Source organism: Psychrobacillus sp. (assembly GCF_056205495.1).
Window position 1 is genome coordinate 1 of sequence record NZ_JBAEAP010000453.1, and the last position, 16390, is coordinate 16390.

Annotated in this window: 17 protein-coding genes; all 17 read left to right on the plus strand. The window is 39.7% G+C overall.

What is annotated here, in order from left to right:
- Positions 1 to 606, plus strand: a 606-nt coding sequence (locus tag AC06OU_RS13030; RefSeq protein ID WP_475856300.1) for a M55 family metallopeptidase, incomplete at its 5' end; no start/stop codon positions are given.
- A 13-nt stretch (positions 607 to 619) separates the two neighbouring features.
- Complete coding sequence (locus AC06OU_RS13035) at positions 620 to 1555, plus strand: ABC transporter permease (RefSeq protein WP_340881330.1); 936 nt, start codon at positions 620 to 622, stop codon at positions 1553 to 1555.
- Positions 1555 to 2502 carry an ABC transporter permease gene (locus AC06OU_RS13040; RefSeq protein ID WP_475856302.1) on the plus strand — a complete coding sequence of 316 codons (948 nt, stop codon included), beginning with the start codon at positions 1555 to 1557 and terminating at the stop codon, positions 2500 to 2502. Before AC06OU_RS13035 ends, AC06OU_RS13040 begins: the two co-directional genes overlap by 1 nt.
- Positions 2503 to 2508: 6 nt before the next feature.
- The gene (locus AC06OU_RS13045; protein ID WP_475856303.1) at positions 2509 to 3633 is read left to right on the plus strand and encodes an ABC transporter ATP-binding protein; all 1125 of its coding nucleotides are present in this window, start codon (positions 2509 to 2511) and stop codon (positions 3631 to 3633) included.
- Positions 3634 to 3689: 56 nt separating this feature from the next.
- Entirely contained in the window at positions 3690 to 5348 is a 1659-nt protein-coding gene (locus tag AC06OU_RS13050; protein WP_475856305.1) for a peptide ABC transporter substrate-binding protein, read from the plus strand.
- A 79-nt stretch (positions 5349 to 5427) separates the two neighbouring features.
- Positions 5428 to 6351: a S66 peptidase family protein gene (locus AC06OU_RS13055; protein WP_475856306.1), complete on the plus strand. Its 924-nt coding sequence runs from the start codon at positions 5428 to 5430 to the stop codon at positions 6349 to 6351.
- 12 nt (positions 6352 to 6363) lie between these two features.
- The gene (locus AC06OU_RS13060; RefSeq protein ID WP_475856308.1) at positions 6364 to 7458 is read left to right on the plus strand and encodes a mandelate racemase/muconate lactonizing enzyme family protein; all 1095 of its coding nucleotides are present in this window, start codon (positions 6364 to 6366) and stop codon (positions 7456 to 7458) included.
- Entirely contained in the window at positions 7455 to 8378 is a 924-nt protein-coding gene (locus AC06OU_RS13065; protein WP_475856310.1) for a C40 family peptidase, read from the plus strand. Before AC06OU_RS13060 ends, AC06OU_RS13065 begins: the two co-directional genes overlap by 4 nt.
- Before the next feature lie 11 nt (positions 8379 to 8389).
- On the plus strand, positions 8390 to 9352 hold the full coding sequence (locus AC06OU_RS13070) for an ABC transporter ATP-binding protein (protein WP_475856312.1): 963 nt from the start codon (positions 8390 to 8392) through the stop codon (positions 9350 to 9352).
- Between the two features lie 164 nt (positions 9353 to 9516).
- Positions 9517 to 10440: an ABC transporter ATP-binding protein gene (locus AC06OU_RS13075; protein ID WP_475856314.1), complete on the plus strand. Its 924-nt coding sequence runs from the start codon at positions 9517 to 9519 to the stop codon at positions 10438 to 10440.
- Positions 10409 to 11317, plus strand: coding sequence for an ABC transporter permease subunit (locus AC06OU_RS13080; protein WP_475856315.1), 909 nt, complete (start codon positions 10409 to 10411; stop codon positions 11315 to 11317). Before AC06OU_RS13075 ends, AC06OU_RS13080 begins: the two co-directional genes overlap by 32 nt.
- Before the next feature lie 381 nt (positions 11318 to 11698).
- Positions 11699 to 12706 carry a ribosome small subunit-dependent GTPase A gene (rsgA, locus tag AC06OU_RS13085; RefSeq protein ID WP_475856320.1) on the plus strand — a complete coding sequence of 336 codons (1008 nt, stop codon included), beginning with the start codon at positions 11699 to 11701 and terminating at the stop codon, positions 12704 to 12706.
- Between the two features lie 11 nt (positions 12707 to 12717).
- Positions 12718 to 13170, plus strand: a complete 453-nt coding sequence (locus tag AC06OU_RS13090; protein ID WP_475856316.1) for a GNAT family N-acetyltransferase — start codon at positions 12718 to 12720, stop codon at positions 13168 to 13170.
- A 172-nt stretch (positions 13171 to 13342) separates the two neighbouring features.
- Positions 13343 to 13816, plus strand: a complete 474-nt coding sequence (locus AC06OU_RS13095; protein WP_169359399.1) for a CtsR family transcriptional regulator — start codon at positions 13343 to 13345, stop codon at positions 13814 to 13816.
- Positions 13817 to 13832: 16 nt separating this feature from the next.
- A complete protein-coding gene (locus AC06OU_RS13100; protein ID WP_475856317.1) occupies positions 13833 to 14372 on the plus strand; it encodes a UvrB/UvrC motif-containing protein in 540 nt (179 codons plus the stop codon).
- The gene (locus tag AC06OU_RS13105; protein WP_298474074.1) at positions 14362 to 15456 is read left to right on the plus strand and encodes a protein arginine kinase; all 1095 of its coding nucleotides are present in this window, start codon (positions 14362 to 14364) and stop codon (positions 15454 to 15456) included. Before AC06OU_RS13100 ends, AC06OU_RS13105 begins: the two co-directional genes overlap by 11 nt.
- Positions 15453 to 16390 (plus strand): Clp protease N-terminal domain-containing protein (locus AC06OU_RS13110; protein WP_475856318.1); only part of this gene is annotated, 938 nt, incomplete at its 3' end. The genes AC06OU_RS13105 and AC06OU_RS13110, both read left to right, overlap by 4 nt.

Here is a 16390-nt window from a genome sequence, read left to right on the forward strand (position 1 = left end):
GAAGCTTCTTTAATAACGGGAGACCTTAAGCCTTATTCGATGGTGCAGTCTTTAGATGAAAGTTACATAGGAGCAGTATTTGCGGGATATCATTCTAGAGCAGGACAACCTGGCGTTATGAGCCATTCCATGATTTTTGGAGTTCGTAATATGTACATCAATGATGTAGAAATAGGCGAGCTTGGACTTAATGCTTACGTGGCTGGCTATTACGGGGTTCCTGTCATTATGGTTGCTGGAGATGACGGAGCTTGTCGCGAGGCAGAAGCTCTTATACCCGGCATTGTAACAGCTGCGGTAAAGCAATCTATATCTAGGTCTGCTGTAAAAACATTACATCCTCAAAAATCACAAGCCCTTCTAAAAGAGAAAGTAGCAGAGGCTATTAAAAAAAGAGATCATATTCCACCACTTACACCTCCCGAGCACCCAATATTAAAAATTGAATTTACAAATTACGGACAAGCTGAGTGGGCAGCACTTATGCCTGGCTGTGAAATAATAGAAGGAACAACTATCGTAAAATTTGAAGCGAAAAATATTCTTGAAGCGTATCGTGCGATGCTTGTCATGGTAGAGCTAGCAATGCAAACCAAATTCTGTTAGGAGGAAGCCTGCCGTGACGAAGTATATTATTAAGCGTTTTATGATGATGATAGCAACAATCCTCATCATCGCGACTCTCACATTTGCATTAATGCACACCATACCGGGTTCTCCTTTTGATGGAGAAAGAACATCAAATCCTACTATTCAAGCAAACTTAGAAAAATTTTATAAGCTAGATCAGCCTATGTACGTGCAATATTTAAACTATTTGAAGTCAATTGTTACATTCGATTTTGGTCCGTCTATTAAAAAACCAAATGAATCAGTCAATGAACTATTAGCGAGGGGATTTCCAATTTCCTTTGAGTTGGGAATGGCTACTATCTTAGTTGCTTTATTGTCCGGGGTTCTTTTAGGTACATTGGCCGCCCTCCGGCATAACGGTATTATTGATTATTTGGCTATGACTTTCGCGGTAATTGGTATATCAGTTCCTAACTTTGTTTTAGCCACTTTACTGATTCAGCAAGTAGCGGTAACGTGGGAGTTATTACCGCCAGCCACTTGGAGTAGTCCATTGCATATGATTCTTCCAACTCTAGCATTGGCTACGGGACCTACAGCAATAATCGCTCGTTTAACTAGATCCAGCATGCTAGAAGTATTGACACAGGATTATATCAAAATGGCAAGAGCTAAAGGACTTTCTCCAGCTAGAATAGTTTTTCGTCATGCCTTAAGAAATGCCTTAATGCCAGTAGTAACCATCATGGGTACGATGCTTGCAGGTATTCTAACAGGTACCTTTGTAATAGAACGCATTTTTGCGATTCCAGGAATGGGGAAATATTTTGTAGAAAGCATTAATAATCGGGATTATCCCGTTATCATGGGTACGACAGTCTTTTATAGTGCATTCCTAGTGTTTATGCTGTTCTTAGTAGACATTGTCTACGGCATATTAGATCCACGTATCAAATTACATCGTAAAGAGGGGGATGCTTAATGGTTAAAACACAAGAGAATGTATCCCCAGTAGAAATAAAGGATGAATGGTTTCGTCCAAAAGTAAAAGAAGAGGGAGAAGCCGAATCTGTTGTGAGACCTTCTTTGTCCTATTGGAAGGATGCTTGGAGACGGCTAAGGAAAAATAAGCTTGCAATGGGAGGACTGCTCTTTTTAGTTCTTCTCACCCTGTTTGCCATATTCGGTCCGATCTTTTCACCATATGATATGGATGAAGTAAATTATCCAAAGCAAAACCAAGGTCCATCAGCGGAGCATTGGTTCGGCACGGACGAGGCAGGTCGAGATGTTTTTACAAGAACATGGTACGGAGCTAGGGTTTCGTTATTTGTAGGGGTAATGGCTGCATTAATTGATTTCTTTATTGGAATTATTTATGGAGGCTTTAGCGGTTACAAGGGCGGCAGAGCAGATGCGATCATGATGCGCATTATTGAAGTGCTTTATGGTCTACCACATTTATTGGTAGTTATTTTATTAATGGTTGTTATGGGTCCAAGTCTTACAACCATTATAGTGGCGTTAACTGTAACCGGATGGGTAGGTATGGCTAGGATTGTACGTGGTCAGGTATTACAGATAAAAAACTATGAATTTGTAACTGCATCCAAATCCTTTGGTGCAAAAAGCTCGAGAATCATACGGAAAAACTTATTGCCTAATACGATGGGTCCTATTATTGTCCAAATGACTCTTACTGTACCGAGTGCGATATTTGCAGAGGCATTTCTTAGTTTTTTAGGACTAGGAGTATCTGCACCCGCTGCCAGCTGGGGTGTAATGGCAAATGATGCCCTGCCGGTAATTTTATCTGGCCATTGGTGGAGGTTGTTTTTCCCAGCATTCTTTATCTCTGTGACAATGTTTGCATTTAATGTATTAGGAGATGGCTTACAGGATGCACTTGATCCAAAGCTTAGGAGGTAAGAATGGATGAATGAACATCAATTAGATCATGCAAAGGAACTTGCTCGAGGGAAAGTAGATGAAGTAGCTGCTTCCTTACAATCGGGTGACTCTTTAGCTAGGCCTAACGGTAAGAAAGCAAGAAAGAAGATAACGGATGAAAAAATATTACAGGTTAATAACCTACAAGTTTCATTTAAAACGTATGGGGGAGAAGTAGAAGCAGTCAGGGGAGTCAACTTTGATTTATATAAAGGTGAAACGTTAGCAATCGTTGGTGAATCTGGCTGTGGTAAGAGTGTGACCTCCAATGCCATCATGGGATTGATACCGGAGCCAGCAGGCAGGATTAAGAATGGTAGTATCTTATTTAAAAACAAAGAGCTTACGAAGCTAAGTAAATCAGAACTCAGAAAGATCCAAGGTATTGATGTATCCATGATTTTTCAAGACCCTATGACCGCCTTAAATCCTACGCTTACTATAGGGGAGCAGTTAACGGAAGGTTTGAGGACACATAAGAAGGTTGGCAAACAAGAGGCTAGGCTAAAGGCAATCGAAATGCTAAACCTGGTAGGCATCCCGAATCCTTCGGAAAGATTAAAACAGTATCCTCACCAATTCTCTGGTGGGATGAGACAGCGTATCGTAATCGCCATTGCTTTAATCTGCGATCCAGAACTGCTTATAGCAGATGAACCTACTACTGCCTTAGACGTAACAATACAAGCACAAATATTGGAGCTCTTTGAAGAAATTCAAAGGAAAACCGATATTTCAATCATTTTAATAACTCATGACCTAGGGGTAGTAGCAAAGATAGCTGATCGCATCGCGGTGATGTATGCAGGTAAAATTGTGGAGATAGGGGATAAAAGAGAAATTTTTTACACTCCACAGCATCCTTATACTCAAGGGCTTCTAAACTCAGTTCCACGTTTGGATTTAATGGATGAGGAGTTGCAGCCAATTGATGGAACACCACCTGACCTTTTCTCACCTCCTACTGGGTGTCCGTTTACTGCACGATGCAAGTTTGCCATGGAAGTATGTGATCATGTGTATCCATTTACAAGTAAGCTATCAGATGCCCATAAGGTAGATTGCTGGCTCCAGGATGACCGAGCAAAGGTTTTACAATTACAAAAGTAAAAGGGATGAGAGCGCGCAAGTGCATTCACATATACAATACAGAGGGGGAAACTAGGATGAAAAAATGGCTTTCATTATTAATTATGGCTTTGTTTGTTCTTGTGTTAAGCGCGTGTACAGCCAATGAAGAGGCTGGGAAGACACCGACCGAGACGGAGCCGACGACAACAAAGACGGACGAGGGTAAAGAAGAAGCTGCTCCAGAGGCAGAAAAAGTACTTAAGCTAAATAATGGCAATGAGCCAACGTCATTTGATCCATCGGTAGGGTTTGATGCAGTATCATGGAGCGCGTTAAACAACCTTATGGAGGGTCTAGTAAGATTAAATAAGGACCACCAAGCTGAAGAGGCTACAGCGGAGAAAATTGATATATCAGAGGATGGGTTAACCTATACTTTTACGATTCGTGAAAATGCAAAATGGTCCAATGGGGACCCTGTTGTAGCAGGAGATTTTGTTTATGGATGGTTGCATATGTTAAATCCAGAAACTGCTTCACCAGCAGCATTTTTGGCCTATTTTATTGAAGGGGCAGAGGCTTACAACAATGGAGAAGGAGCAGCTGATGCAGTAGCGATTAAAGCTGTTAGTGAGAAAGTATTTGAAGTTAAACTTGCAGCTCCCACTGAAGCGTTTTTAAATATTATCACGAACCCAAGCTTTTTCCCGGTAAACGAGAAGGTAGCTACAGAAAATCCTGAATGGTTTACAGAAGCAGAATCATTTGTTGGGAATGGTCCTTTTAAATTGGCTAGCTGGGATCATGATGTAAGCTTCACTTTTGAGAAAAACGAAAGCTATTGGGATGCTGAAACTGTGAAGCTAGACAAAGTCGAGTGGGCAATGATTGATGATTCGAATACAGAATATCAAATGTACTCAACAGGTGATTTAGATGTCTCTGGTGTTCCAGCAGAGCTTGCAGACCAATTAAAAGATGATCCGGAGTTAAAAAACGAAGACCAAGCCGGTCTGTATTTCTTCCGCTATAACGTTTCAATGGAACCATTTACAAACAAAAAAATTCGCCAAGCATTTGGTATGGCTGTTGACCAACAAGAAATTGTAGAGTACGTTACAAAAAATGGTGAGAAGCCAGCAGAAGGGTTTGTTCCATACGGATTTATTGGTCCTGATGGCAAGGAATTTAGAGAGACTGCTGGAAAGCTAATACAGCATGATGCGGAAAAAGCAAAAGCACTTTTAGCAGAAGGTATGAAAGAAGAAGGTTACACTGAACTACCTCAAGTAACCTTAACTTATTCAACAAGTGACACTCACAAGAAAATTGCAGAGGCACTTCAAAGTAAATTTAAGGAAGTTCTAGGAGTAGAAATAGCACTTCAAAATGTAGAGGCTAGCGTATTTGCTTCAGAACAAAAAGAGTTCAAATACATGTTATCACGCTCTTCCTTCTTATTTGACTATGCTGATCCTGTTAACGCATTAGAAAGCTTCATTACTGGTTCTTCTATGAATCGTACTACTTGGTCTAGCCCAGAGTTCGATAAAATGATTGCTGATATTAAAAATGAAACAGATGAGCAAAAACGTTGGGATATGCTAATAGAGGCTGACAAATTCTTAATGGAAGAAATGCCTGTTATTCCAATCCACTATTACAACCAAGTAACACTAGAGAAATCGAATGTTAAAGGTATTGTAAGACATCCAGTTGGATACATGGATTTAAAATGGGCAGATAAGGAATAAAAGTATTTATTCCCAAACAAAAGATGCGGCACTTTTGCAAGTGCCGCCCTTTTCTTTAAAAACAAAGGAGATTATACATATGAAAATAAAACCAAATAGATTGAAAAAAGGGGATACAATTGGAATTATTGCTCCAGCTAGTCCTCCTAACTTAGATCAACTGAAACGCTCCCTATCGTTTTTAGAGGAATTAGGATTGTCTTATAGGATGGGAAAAAGTGTAGAGCAAGTTAACGGGTATTTAGCGGGCACAGACGAAGAGCGACTAGAGGATTTACATGAGATGTTCGCAGACCCTGACATCAACGGAATAATTTGTGCTGGGGGAGGATACGGTGCTGCAAGGTATGCAGACCAGATCGATTATCAATTAATGAATGAAAATCCGAAAATTTTTTGGGGTTATTCAGACATCACTTATTTACATAGTGCAATGAATTTATATTCGGATATTGTCACATTCCATGGTCCCATGTTAGCTTCAGACGTGGGTAAAAGCACATTTAATGAGTTATCCAAAAAGATGTTTTATCAGCTGTTTCAGCCAATAGAGTTACACTACACAGAGGATATATCTCCTTTATCCATAGTTGCTCCTGGGGTAGCCCGAGGGGAGCTAGTTGGTGGAAATCTTTCTCTTCTTGCAAGCGGAATAGGAACCAAATATGAAGTGGATACAAATCGTAAGCTTCTGCTAATAGAGGACATTGGAGAAGAGCCATATAAGGTAGATGGAATGCTAAATCAATTACGTTTAGCTGGCAAGCTAGATGCTGCTGCTGGATTCGTCATTGGAGACTTCTGTGACGCGGAGCCAAGGAGAGGAAAAAAATCTCTCACAATGGATGAGGTTTTTGATCATTACTTAGGGAACTTAGGTAAACCAGCAGTGAAAGGTTTTCTTATTGGTCACTGTCAGCCTCACTTTGCGATTCCATTAGGAGTAGACGGTATGTTAAATACAGAGAACTTAACGTTATCTATATTACCAGGTGTAGAGTAGGAGGAAGATAGGGTGAAAATACAAGCTATTGAAACGTTTTATGTTGCTGTTCCACTGACCAAACCTTTCAAAACAGCATTACGTACAGTTACCACTGCTTTTTCTATTGTGGTGAAGGTAACCTCTGATGAAGGAAAGGTAGGTTACGGAGAGGCACCTCCTACTCATGTGATCACTGGTGACTCATTAGAAAGTATCCAATACGCGATAAACGAAATTATTTCTCCGCAGCTAATCGGACTTTCTTTACTAGAAAAGGAGACAATTTTTCAGAAGCTCCATAAAGCACTTGTCAGAAATACGAGTGCGAAAGCTGCAGTTGACATGGCAATCTTTGACCTTTTGGGTCAATATGCAGAGCTACCACTTTATCAATATTTAGGAGGCTATCGAAATAGCCTTACAACCGATTTTACTGTGAGTGTCAATGACCCAGCTGAGATGGCAGAGGATGCTGAGCGCTACGTAAGAGAAGGGTTTCAAATGCTGAAAGTAAAGGTAGGAATAGGTACGATACAAGATGATATTGAACGTATTGAGGCTATTAGGAAGCGAGTAGGAAAAGATATTAAAATAAGGCTCGATGCCAATCAGGGATGGAATGCAAAAGAAGCCGTCCGTGCTATAGGTACTATGGAAGATGCTGGGCTTAACATTGAGTTTGTCGAGCAGCCTGTACCTGCTGAGGATTTAGAAGGCTTAAAATACGTAACTGAACGAACAGCAACCCCTATTATGGCAGATGAGAGTGTTTTCTCGATTTATGATGCTAAGCGTTTATTAGAAATGCGGGCTGCCGACTTAATTAATATTAAATTAATGAAATCTGGAGGCATTTATCAGGCATTAAAGATTAATACATTGGCAGAGGCAAATGGTGTCACCTGTATGGTAGGGAGTATGATTGAAACTAAAATAGGTATAACAGCAGCAGCTCATTTGGCAGCGAGTCAGCCTAATATCCTTTTTTATGATTTTGATGCCCCTTTAATGCTAGCGGAGGACATTGTTACAGGCGGAATCGTCTACCAAGCTAGCACGATGACCTTTTCGAAATCCTATGGGCTAGGCATTGCGAGCGTTAAAATAGGGGAGGGACAAAAATGACAGTAGAAAAAAGTTATTGGGCTTGTGCAGTAAAGGTTGCGACGGTCTGGACAGAGCCAGCATCAGCTCGAGAAGTAGATGGTCCTGGAATATCCAATCCTGTACAGCTTGTTGAATGGCTAGAAGCTCTTCCATACAAGGAGCGACTAGCCCTTTGTGATGAAAACCGTGTTCAAACTCAGCTTCTTTATGGAGAGCCAGTTATAGTGGACGAGATAAAGGACGATTGGGCAAAAATAATTGCAGTCTGGCAGCCCTCTAAAAAAGATGAAAGAGGCTATCCGGGTTGGGTGCCATTGGCTCAATTGAAAGAAATAGCAGAGGCTGGCAACAAAGGAATTGTTCGAGTAAAGGGTACAAGAACGCAGCTATGGGATACAGAAGAAAAACCATTACTGATTCTACCTTTTAATACAATTCTACCTGTTCTAGCGGAAACTGATGATTTCTATAAGGTTCGAGCGCCACATGGAGAAGGGCTGCTCCGAAAAGAAAATGTACAATATGCTGCATCTAAGGAACAATTACCAAAACTCCCACTAGAGGAAACTGTGAGGCTGGGGGAAGCCTACTTAGACTTACCATATCTATGGGGAGGGATGTCTCCATATGGCTTTGATTGCTCAGGATTTTCATACAACATGTTAAAGGCGTGTGGCTATTTTATCCCACGCGATGCAAGTGACCAGGCGACAGAAGGTATAGAGGTCTCTAAGGATGAACCTTCTTCATGGAAAAAGGGAGATTTGCTATTTTTTGCAAATGACGAAGGCACAGGCTCAGTTCGTCATGTTGGATTTTACTATGGGAATGGTCAATTATTACATTCACCATCAACAGGAAAGTCAGTGGAAATTTTAGTATTAGAAGGCTCCAAGCTACAAAAAGAGATATGTGCTGTGAGAAGATATGCCGTTTAGGGGGGAAAGATATGACGGAGAATGTACTGTTATCTGTAAAGGATTTAAAGAGACATTTTGATATTGGTCAAGGCAGCACTTTAAAGGCAGTGGATGGGATTAGCTTTGATATTCTCAAGGGAGAAACATTTGGCTTGGTAGGGGAATCGGGCTGTGGTAAATCTACTGCTGGACGTACTATCCTAGGTCTGTATAACCGTACTGAGGGAGATGTTCTATTCGAACAAAAGAATGTACATGAAATGAATGATAAAGAACGCAAAGATTATTTGAAGAAAATGCAAATGATTTTCCAAGATCCCTACGCATCTCTAAATCCTAGGTCCACAGTTCTCGAAATTATTGCAGAGCCTATCGAAATTCATAAATTATATAGCTCTAAAAAAGAGGTTAGAGAAAGAGTTTACGAGTTGTTAGAAGATGTCGGACTAAATCGAGATCATGCTAATAGGTACCCACATGAATTCTCAGGCGGACAAAGACAACGTATAGGAATTGCGCGAGCCCTGGCATTAGATCCGGAATTTATCATAGCAGATGAGCCAATATCTGCATTGGACGTTTCTGTACAAGCTCAAGTAGTAAAATTATTACAGCGTCTTCAAAAGGAAAAAGGATTAACCTACTTATTTATTGCTCATGATCTATCTATGGTTAAATATATTTCTGATCGTATTGGGGTAATGTATTTAGGGCATATGGTTGAACTAACAACAAGTAGTCAGCTTTATGAAAGCCCATTACATCCTTATACTCAGGCATTGCTGTCGGCTATTCCAATTCCAGACCCTGATATTGAGGAATCCCGTCAAAGGATTATTTTACAGGGCGAGCTACCAAGTCCGATCAATCCACCTTCGGGTTGTGTATTCCGGACAAGATGTCCTCACGCGATGTCTATATGTGCAGAGAAAAAGCCGATCTGGAAAGAGCAGGAACCAGGCCATTTTGTTGCCTGTCATCTTTATAATTAATATGGGATTACACCAGTCTGATTGAAATGGATTGGTGTTTTTTTATTTTGATTTATAGCTATGTAGAAGGAAAACAAATTAATTTAGAATATTATAGAACTTATTCAAATTTGAGACGTATAAGTTAATGGAGATCAAATTAGTGATAAGGAAGGTGAGTTAATTTGGAACAAAAAACAATAGTACGGTTACAAAATCTTTCTAAAGTAATCGGGACAAAGAAAATTATCGACGACCTGACATTAGACTTGTATTCTGGGCAAATAACTGGATTCCTAGGGCCGAATGGAGCAGGGAAAACAACAACTATCCGGATGATGACTGGTCTTATGAAGCCAACATCAGGGGAGGTTTTTATAGAAGGAAAGCCTCTGTCTGAGGATTTTGAGGAGTCCATGAGTAAGGTAGGGGTAATTGTAGAAAACCCTGAAATGTATAAATACATGAGTGGATATAAAAACTTAGTTCATTTTGCACGAATGAATAAGCATATAACAAAAGAACGCATTGACGAAGTAATTGCTCAGGTAGGACTTCAGAAGCGTATTCATGAAAAGGTATCTACTTATTCATTAGGAATGAGACAGCGTCTTGGCCTAGCGCAGGCAATTTTACATAAGCCTAAATTTTTAATTTTAGATGAGCCTACCAATGGTTTAGATCCTGCAGGGATTCGGGAATTCCGCACGTACTTAAAAAAGATTGCCGTAGAAGATGGTGTAGCTATCTTTGTATCAAGCCACCTACTAGCAGAGATAGAATTAATGTGTGATCGGATTGCTGTTATTCAAAACGGAAAGCTTTTATCTATCCAAGAAGTAAATGAACAGCAGAAATCTTATTATTACATCGAAGCATTTGAAAAAGAGAAAGTAGTAGATTTCTTTAAACATAAAGAGATTACTCTGGAGGCTCAAGGAAGCGGTTTTGTAATCCCGCTTAATAAAGAGGAAGTGCCTGCATTAGTTGCAGAAATGATTGCGAATGGCCTGCAAATCTATTCCATCACTCCAAATAGAAAAACATTAGAAGATCAATTCTTAGAAATTACAGGGGGTGGACAAATTGCTGAATCTCGTGCGAAATGAGTGGTTAAAACTATGGAGTAAAAAAGCAACCTGGATTATGGCTATACTGCTCGTATTAGTAATGCTTGGCTCTGCTGGTTTTGTTAAATGGATGAATTCCTTGGAAGTAGGACAGGACGAATCAGGAGAAACTATTACAGTTAGTCAGATGGCTGCTGGCTCAGAGGATCCAGAAATAACTAAATATAGACTGGATAACGACCTTTCACCGATTATTGATAATAGCGCGCAAGGCTTTTTCACTGGCCTTCCTGGTATGATGTCAGTTGTTACATTACTTACAGTAGTTGTTGCAGGTGGTATAGTAGCCTCTGAATTTTCTCAAGGAACGATTAAAATGTTATTAACAAGACCAGTGAAACGTTGGAAAATTCTAACGTCTAAACTTTTAACGGTTGGTTTATTTGCAGTAGCAATGACTGGTATTCTTCTTATTTCAGGTATTATTTTTGGATATATATTCTTTGATAATGTACCAGGAACCCAATTAGAGTTAGTAGACGGTGCTGTAGTTGAAGTTTCATTCTGGGGTAGATTATTACTGTTAACTGCTTTGGCGCTAATCAATGTATTAGTGATTGGAACGCTGGCCTTTATGATTGGCTCTGTTTTCCGTTCGAGCTCATTGGCAATAGGGATATCTATTTTCTTGATGTTTACAGGAGTACAATTAACCGGAGTTCTAGCGATGTTGGAAATAGAATTTTCGAAGTACATTTTATTTGCTAATACAAATTTAAGTCAATTTATCGGAACAAAAGAGCCGCTCCTTGAAAGTATGTCTATGGGCTTCTCCATTGTCGTGATCGCTGTATATCTAGTGATATTCCTAGTGACGAGCTACTGGTCATTTACAAAACGTGATGTGACGGCATAATTGCCTATTGCATATTTCAAAAACTTGTAGTATTCTGAATTTAACTTAAAGAAAGAGGTGAGGCATTATGGCTATTGTATATAATTCGATTCGAATCAGTAAGTTCATGATGTCTCACCCTGTTATTTTCTAAAACGTAGGCGGAATAGGTATTAGTTTGATTGTACACAGACAATCGAGCTTATTTCTTCATACTTTTTGAAATTTCTTTACTAATGAACGGGAGACCATGATTGCTGATTCGAGCAATCATGGTTTTTTTGTTGCCCAGTAATTCGCTTAATACAATGGCGATTCAAATATTTTAATGGGAAAATTAGGAGGAAATTGAAATTGAATTTAATCGAACAGTATGGATGGAATAGTAAATGGGAAGAAAAGATGTCGAACGATGGGTTAGTAGGTCGAGTTTTACTCGAGCATAAGCATTCTTATCGAGTTATTACGAATGAAGGTGAGTGGCTTTGCTCTCTTTCGGGTAGATTTAAATTTGATCATGATCGAGAAGCTTATCCAGCAGTAGGAGATTGGGTGGTTTTAGAGCAGATGCCCGGAGAAGATAAAGGTATTATTCAACAGGTTTTACCGAGGCAATCCCAATTCTCAAGAAAAGTGGCAGGTACAACAACAGAAATCCAATTGGTAGCAGTGAATGTAGACTATGTATTTTTAGTGATGTCACTCAACCATGATTTTAATGTAAGAAGGTTAGAGCGCTACCTACTTGCAGCTTGGGACTCTGGTGCTACACCTGTCGTGGTGCTAACGAAAAAAGATGCTTGTGAACAGGTGGATTATTTCATCAGTGAAGTCGAAACGATTGCATTCGGAGTAGACGTTTTCGCAGTATCTAGTGTTACTGGAGAAGGTATAGAAGACTTAGCTGCTCTCCTGGTCAACGGGAAAACGGGTGCATTACTAGGTTCTTCAGGTGTAGGGAAATCCTCATTGATCAATGCTCTATCTGGTGAGGATGTAATGGAGGTTAGCGATATTCGAGCTGATGACAGTAAAGGGCGTCATACCACCACTCATAGAGAGCTTTCCTTGTTACCTGGAGGGGGACTATTAATTGATACCCCGGGAATGAGAGAGTTCCAGCTCTGGGATTCTAGCGAGGGAATTAGCAACAGTTTTCAGGATATCGAAGAACTTGCTATCGACTGTCGATTTAGAGACTGTCAGCATAAAAAAGAACCGGGCTGCGCCATTCAAGAAGCCATTCAAACTGGTTTGCTAAAAGAGGATCGATATGTAAGCTATGTGAAATTATTGCGTGAGCTTGCCCATATCGAGCGAAAAAACAACTTAGCTGCGCAAAAAACAGAACGTGATAAATGGAAGCAAGTAGCGAAGACCCAAAAAACTAATAAGAGAAGAAAAATTTAATAGAGGTGCATATGATTCGATTAATTGATCACCAAAAGCATTCTATAGCAGAGGAAATGCTCGAAATACAGCTTCCGGCTTACCGCAAGGAAGCAGAGATTATTGGTTTCGAAGGCATACCACAGCTTAAGGAAACAATCGAGGATATTAAAGTATCTAAAGAGATTTTTATAGGAAAGTATAATAAGGAGAACCTACTTGGTTTTATCTCCTATGAATATGAGGGAGACGTACTAAATATTTGTAGGTTAGTTGTCCACCCAAATTATTTTAGAAAAGGGATAGCTTCTGAGTTGCTCCAGCATGTTTTGAGCGCTACTCCAAAAGCTGTAAGTATAGTAGTTTCTACCGGTGCAAAAAATATACCAGCTCTTACTTTGTATGAAAGACATAACTTTTTCAAAGTACAGGATATTGAGGTAGAACCAACAATTTTTATTACACAGCTTAAATACAATTCATAAATATAAGAATATAAGTTTTCATTTTGATACACCCTAAAACTACTGACAATAAATGTTGGTAGTTTTTTTGTTTCTTTTATGCTAGGCAAATCAATTGCACAACCAAAAAATTCATTATATAATATAGTCAAAGATAGTCAAAGTCAGTTTTTGTGAGAAGAGGTGAGAGAAGATGAAAAATATATCTGACATTATTGAAGGTTATTTGAAGGCAATTATCGAACAAGAAAGTAGAGGGCAAATTGAAATCAAAAGAAGCGAGATCGCAGAAAAATTTCAATGTGTACCCTCACAAATAAATTATGTAATAAACACCCGATTCACACTGGATCGTGGATATTTGGTGGAAAGTAAGCGTGGTGGTGGTGGGTATATTCGAATTCTCCGCGTTCGAGCCCACACAAAAGCTGAATTAATTGAGCATATAATACAAAGTCTGGAAGCAGGAGCATCTGCATCCACTACAGAGGATATTGTTTTTCGTTTATTGGATGAAGAGGTTATTACTAAAAGAGAGGCAAAGATAATTTTAGCAGCTCTAGACAGAACAACTTTAGCCATCCCACTACCAGCAAGAGATGAGCTACGAGCACGTATACTGTGTGCCATGCTTTTAACTCTAAAATACGAAAAAAGTGAAAATTGAACGGGGTGTTGATAAGGTGATTTGTGAAAATTGTAAACAACGGCCAGCTAAAGTGACGGTTACACAAGTGCATAACGGAGAACACTTTGAAAGACATTATTGTGAGGTCTGTGCCAATAGCCTCCACCCGTTTTATGTTGAATACAAACAAGACCCATTATCTCTTCATCAGCTTCTATCTAATTGGTTTAACCAAGCAGATCAGATAGTTCAACAAAAACAACAAAAAACACTTGAATGTGATGAATGTGGTTGGTCTATTGAGAGATTTCTAGAAGAAGGTAAGTTTGGATGCGCTTCATGTTACGAAAGCTTCCGTCCTCATTTACCTCAAGCCCTAAAACGTCTACACAATGGCAACACTACACATATTGGAAAAGCACCAGGGCGACTTGGTGAAAAAATAGCTTTAAAGAAACGAATTGAAGCAATTAGGGCTCAAATGAAGCAGGCAGTTGAGCAAGAGCAATTTGAAGATGCGGCGAAATTAAGAGATGAAGTCAAAGAACTTGAACAGCAACTTGTCGGAGGAGGTGACGATTCACATGTCGATTGAGAACTTTTTAGATAATTCCAGATCTAGTTGGATGGAAGGAGAAGGAGAACATTCTGACATCGTGATGAGCACCAGAATTCGCTTGGCGAGAAACCTAAATGGTTTTCGCTTCCCTCTAGCATTTACAGAGGACGAAGCGCATAAAATTGACCAATCTGTATCATCCACACTGTTAGATGCAGATGAAGAATTACAGAAAAATTTTACATCTGTGCACATTAAAGATGTATCTGAGCTAGGACGTCAAGTCTTGGTTGAAAAACATTTAATAAGTCCTAAGCTCGCAAATTCACCAAATACGGGATCTGTCCTTTTATCAGAAGATGAGTCTGTTAGTGTCATGGTGAATGAAGAGGACCATATTCGAATTCAATGCCTATTTCCAGGACTCCAAATCCAACAAGCTTACGAACGGGCAGATACAATAGATCGTTTATTAGAAAAGGAATTACCATATGCATTTGACGAACAGTTTGGTTATTTAACAAGCTGCCCTACAAACACTGGAACAGGACTTAGAGCATCTGTCATGATGCACTTACCTGCTTTAACAAAAACAAAGCAAATGAATCGAATCGTAACCATTATTTCTCGGCTTGGTATGGTCGTAAGAGGAATATATGGAGAGGGTAGTGAAGCGCTCGGCAATGTTTATCAGGTATCAAATCAAACGACACTTGGTAAGACTGAGGAAGATATACTTGCTGATCTTCAAAGTATAGCTGAACAAATTATTCAAAAAGAAAGAGAAGCAAGAGACGCACTTTTACAGCACTCCCCAAATACATTGGAGGATCGTCTTTACCGCTCGCTAGGAACCTTATCCTATGCTCGTCTAATGACCACAGAGGAGGCGGCAAGATGTCTGTCTGATGTGCGTTTAGGAATAGATATTGGACTTATTAAGGATATAGATATGTCCATCCTAAATGAATGTATGATCTTTATGCAGCCTGGTTTTTTACAAAAGTACGCTGGCACAACTTTAAATGCCACGGAGCGTGACATGTTTCGAGCTAAGCTGTTAAGGGAACGTTTGCAAAAAGGAGAAAAAGATAATACAAAAGGAGAGGAACCTGCATGATGTTTAATCGATTTACGCAAAGATCGCAAAAAGTTTTACAATTAGCTCAAGAAGAGGCAATTCGTTTAAAGCATGAATCTATTGGAACAGAACATATTTTACTCGGTCTCATCCGTGAAGGTAGCGGAATTGCCGCAAAAGCATTAGAAGCAATCGAAGTAGATCCTAAAGTAATAGAGGCAGGGATCGAGGAGCTGGTTGGAACTGGGGCAGAGGAAGTTGGTCCGATCGTTCACTATACGCCTCGTGCTAAGAAAGTCATTGAGCTTTCAGTAGATGAATCGAGAAAACTAGGTCACTCTTACATTGGGACAGAACATTTACTTCTTGCTTTAATCCGTGAAGGAGAAGGAGTAGCTGCAAGAGTATTGAACAATGCAGGTGTAAGCTTGAACAAGGCGCGTCAGCAAGTGCTTCAATTATTAGGAAGTTCCGATCAATCTCATAGCAATAGTAATAACAACGGAGTCGCTCCTGCTAGTACACCGACATTAGACGGGTTAGCACGCGATTTAACACAAATTGCAAGAGAAGGTACGCTAGATCCTGTAATAGGGCGTAGCAAAGAAATCACACGTGTTATTGAAATATTAGCTCGTCGTACGAAAAATAATCCGGTCCTAATTGGAGAGCCAGGTGTAGGTAAGACTGCTATTGCAGAAGGTCTTGCACAACAAATCGTACAAAATGAGGTTCCTGAAATTTTAAGAGATAAACGTGTAATGACTTTAGATATGGGTACTGTTGTAGCGGGTACTAAATATCGTGGTGAATTTGAAGACCGTCTGAAAAAAGTAATGGATGAAATTCGCCAAGCAGGAAATGTTATTCTTTTCATTGATGAACTTCATACCTTAATCGGTGCAGGTGGAGCAGAAGGGGCAATTGATGCTTCTAATATCTTGAAACCAGCACTGGCTAGAGGAGAAATTCA

What these genes read in the sequence shown, in the direction of transcription:
- AC06OU_RS13090 (WP_475856316.1), top strand. Translation starts at nt 12,718, where the DNA reads ATGATTCGATTAATTGATCACCAAAAGCATTCTATAGCAGAGGAAATG.
- AC06OU_RS13105 (WP_298474074.1), top strand. Translation starts at nt 14,362, where the DNA reads ATGTCGATTGAGAACTTTTTAGATAATTCCAGATCTAGTTGGATGGAA.
- rsgA (WP_475856320.1), top strand. Translation starts at nt 11,699, where the DNA reads ATGTCGAACGATGGGTTAGTAGGTCGAGTTTTACTCGAGCATAAGCAT.
- AC06OU_RS13040 (WP_475856302.1), top strand. Translation starts at nt 1,555, where the DNA reads ATGGTTAAAACACAAGAGAATGTATCCCCAGTAGAAATAAAGGATGAA.
- AC06OU_RS13070 (WP_475856312.1), top strand. Translation starts at nt 8,390, where the DNA reads ATGACGGAGAATGTACTGTTATCTGTAAAGGATTTAAAGAGACATTTT.
- AC06OU_RS13055 (WP_475856306.1), top strand. Translation starts at nt 5,428, where the DNA reads ATGAAAATAAAACCAAATAGATTGAAAAAAGGGGATACAATTGGAATT.
- AC06OU_RS13065 (WP_475856310.1), top strand. Translation starts at nt 7,455, where the DNA reads ATGACAGTAGAAAAAAGTTATTGGGCTTGTGCAGTAAAGGTTGCGACG.
- AC06OU_RS13045 (WP_475856303.1), top strand. Translation starts at nt 2,509, where the DNA reads ATGAATGAACATCAATTAGATCATGCAAAGGAACTTGCTCGAGGGAAA.
- AC06OU_RS13050 (WP_475856305.1), top strand. Translation starts at nt 3,690, where the DNA reads ATGAAAAAATGGCTTTCATTATTAATTATGGCTTTGTTTGTTCTTGTG.
- AC06OU_RS13095 (WP_169359399.1), top strand. Translation starts at nt 13,343, where the DNA reads ATGAAAAATATATCTGACATTATTGAAGGTTATTTGAAGGCAATTATC.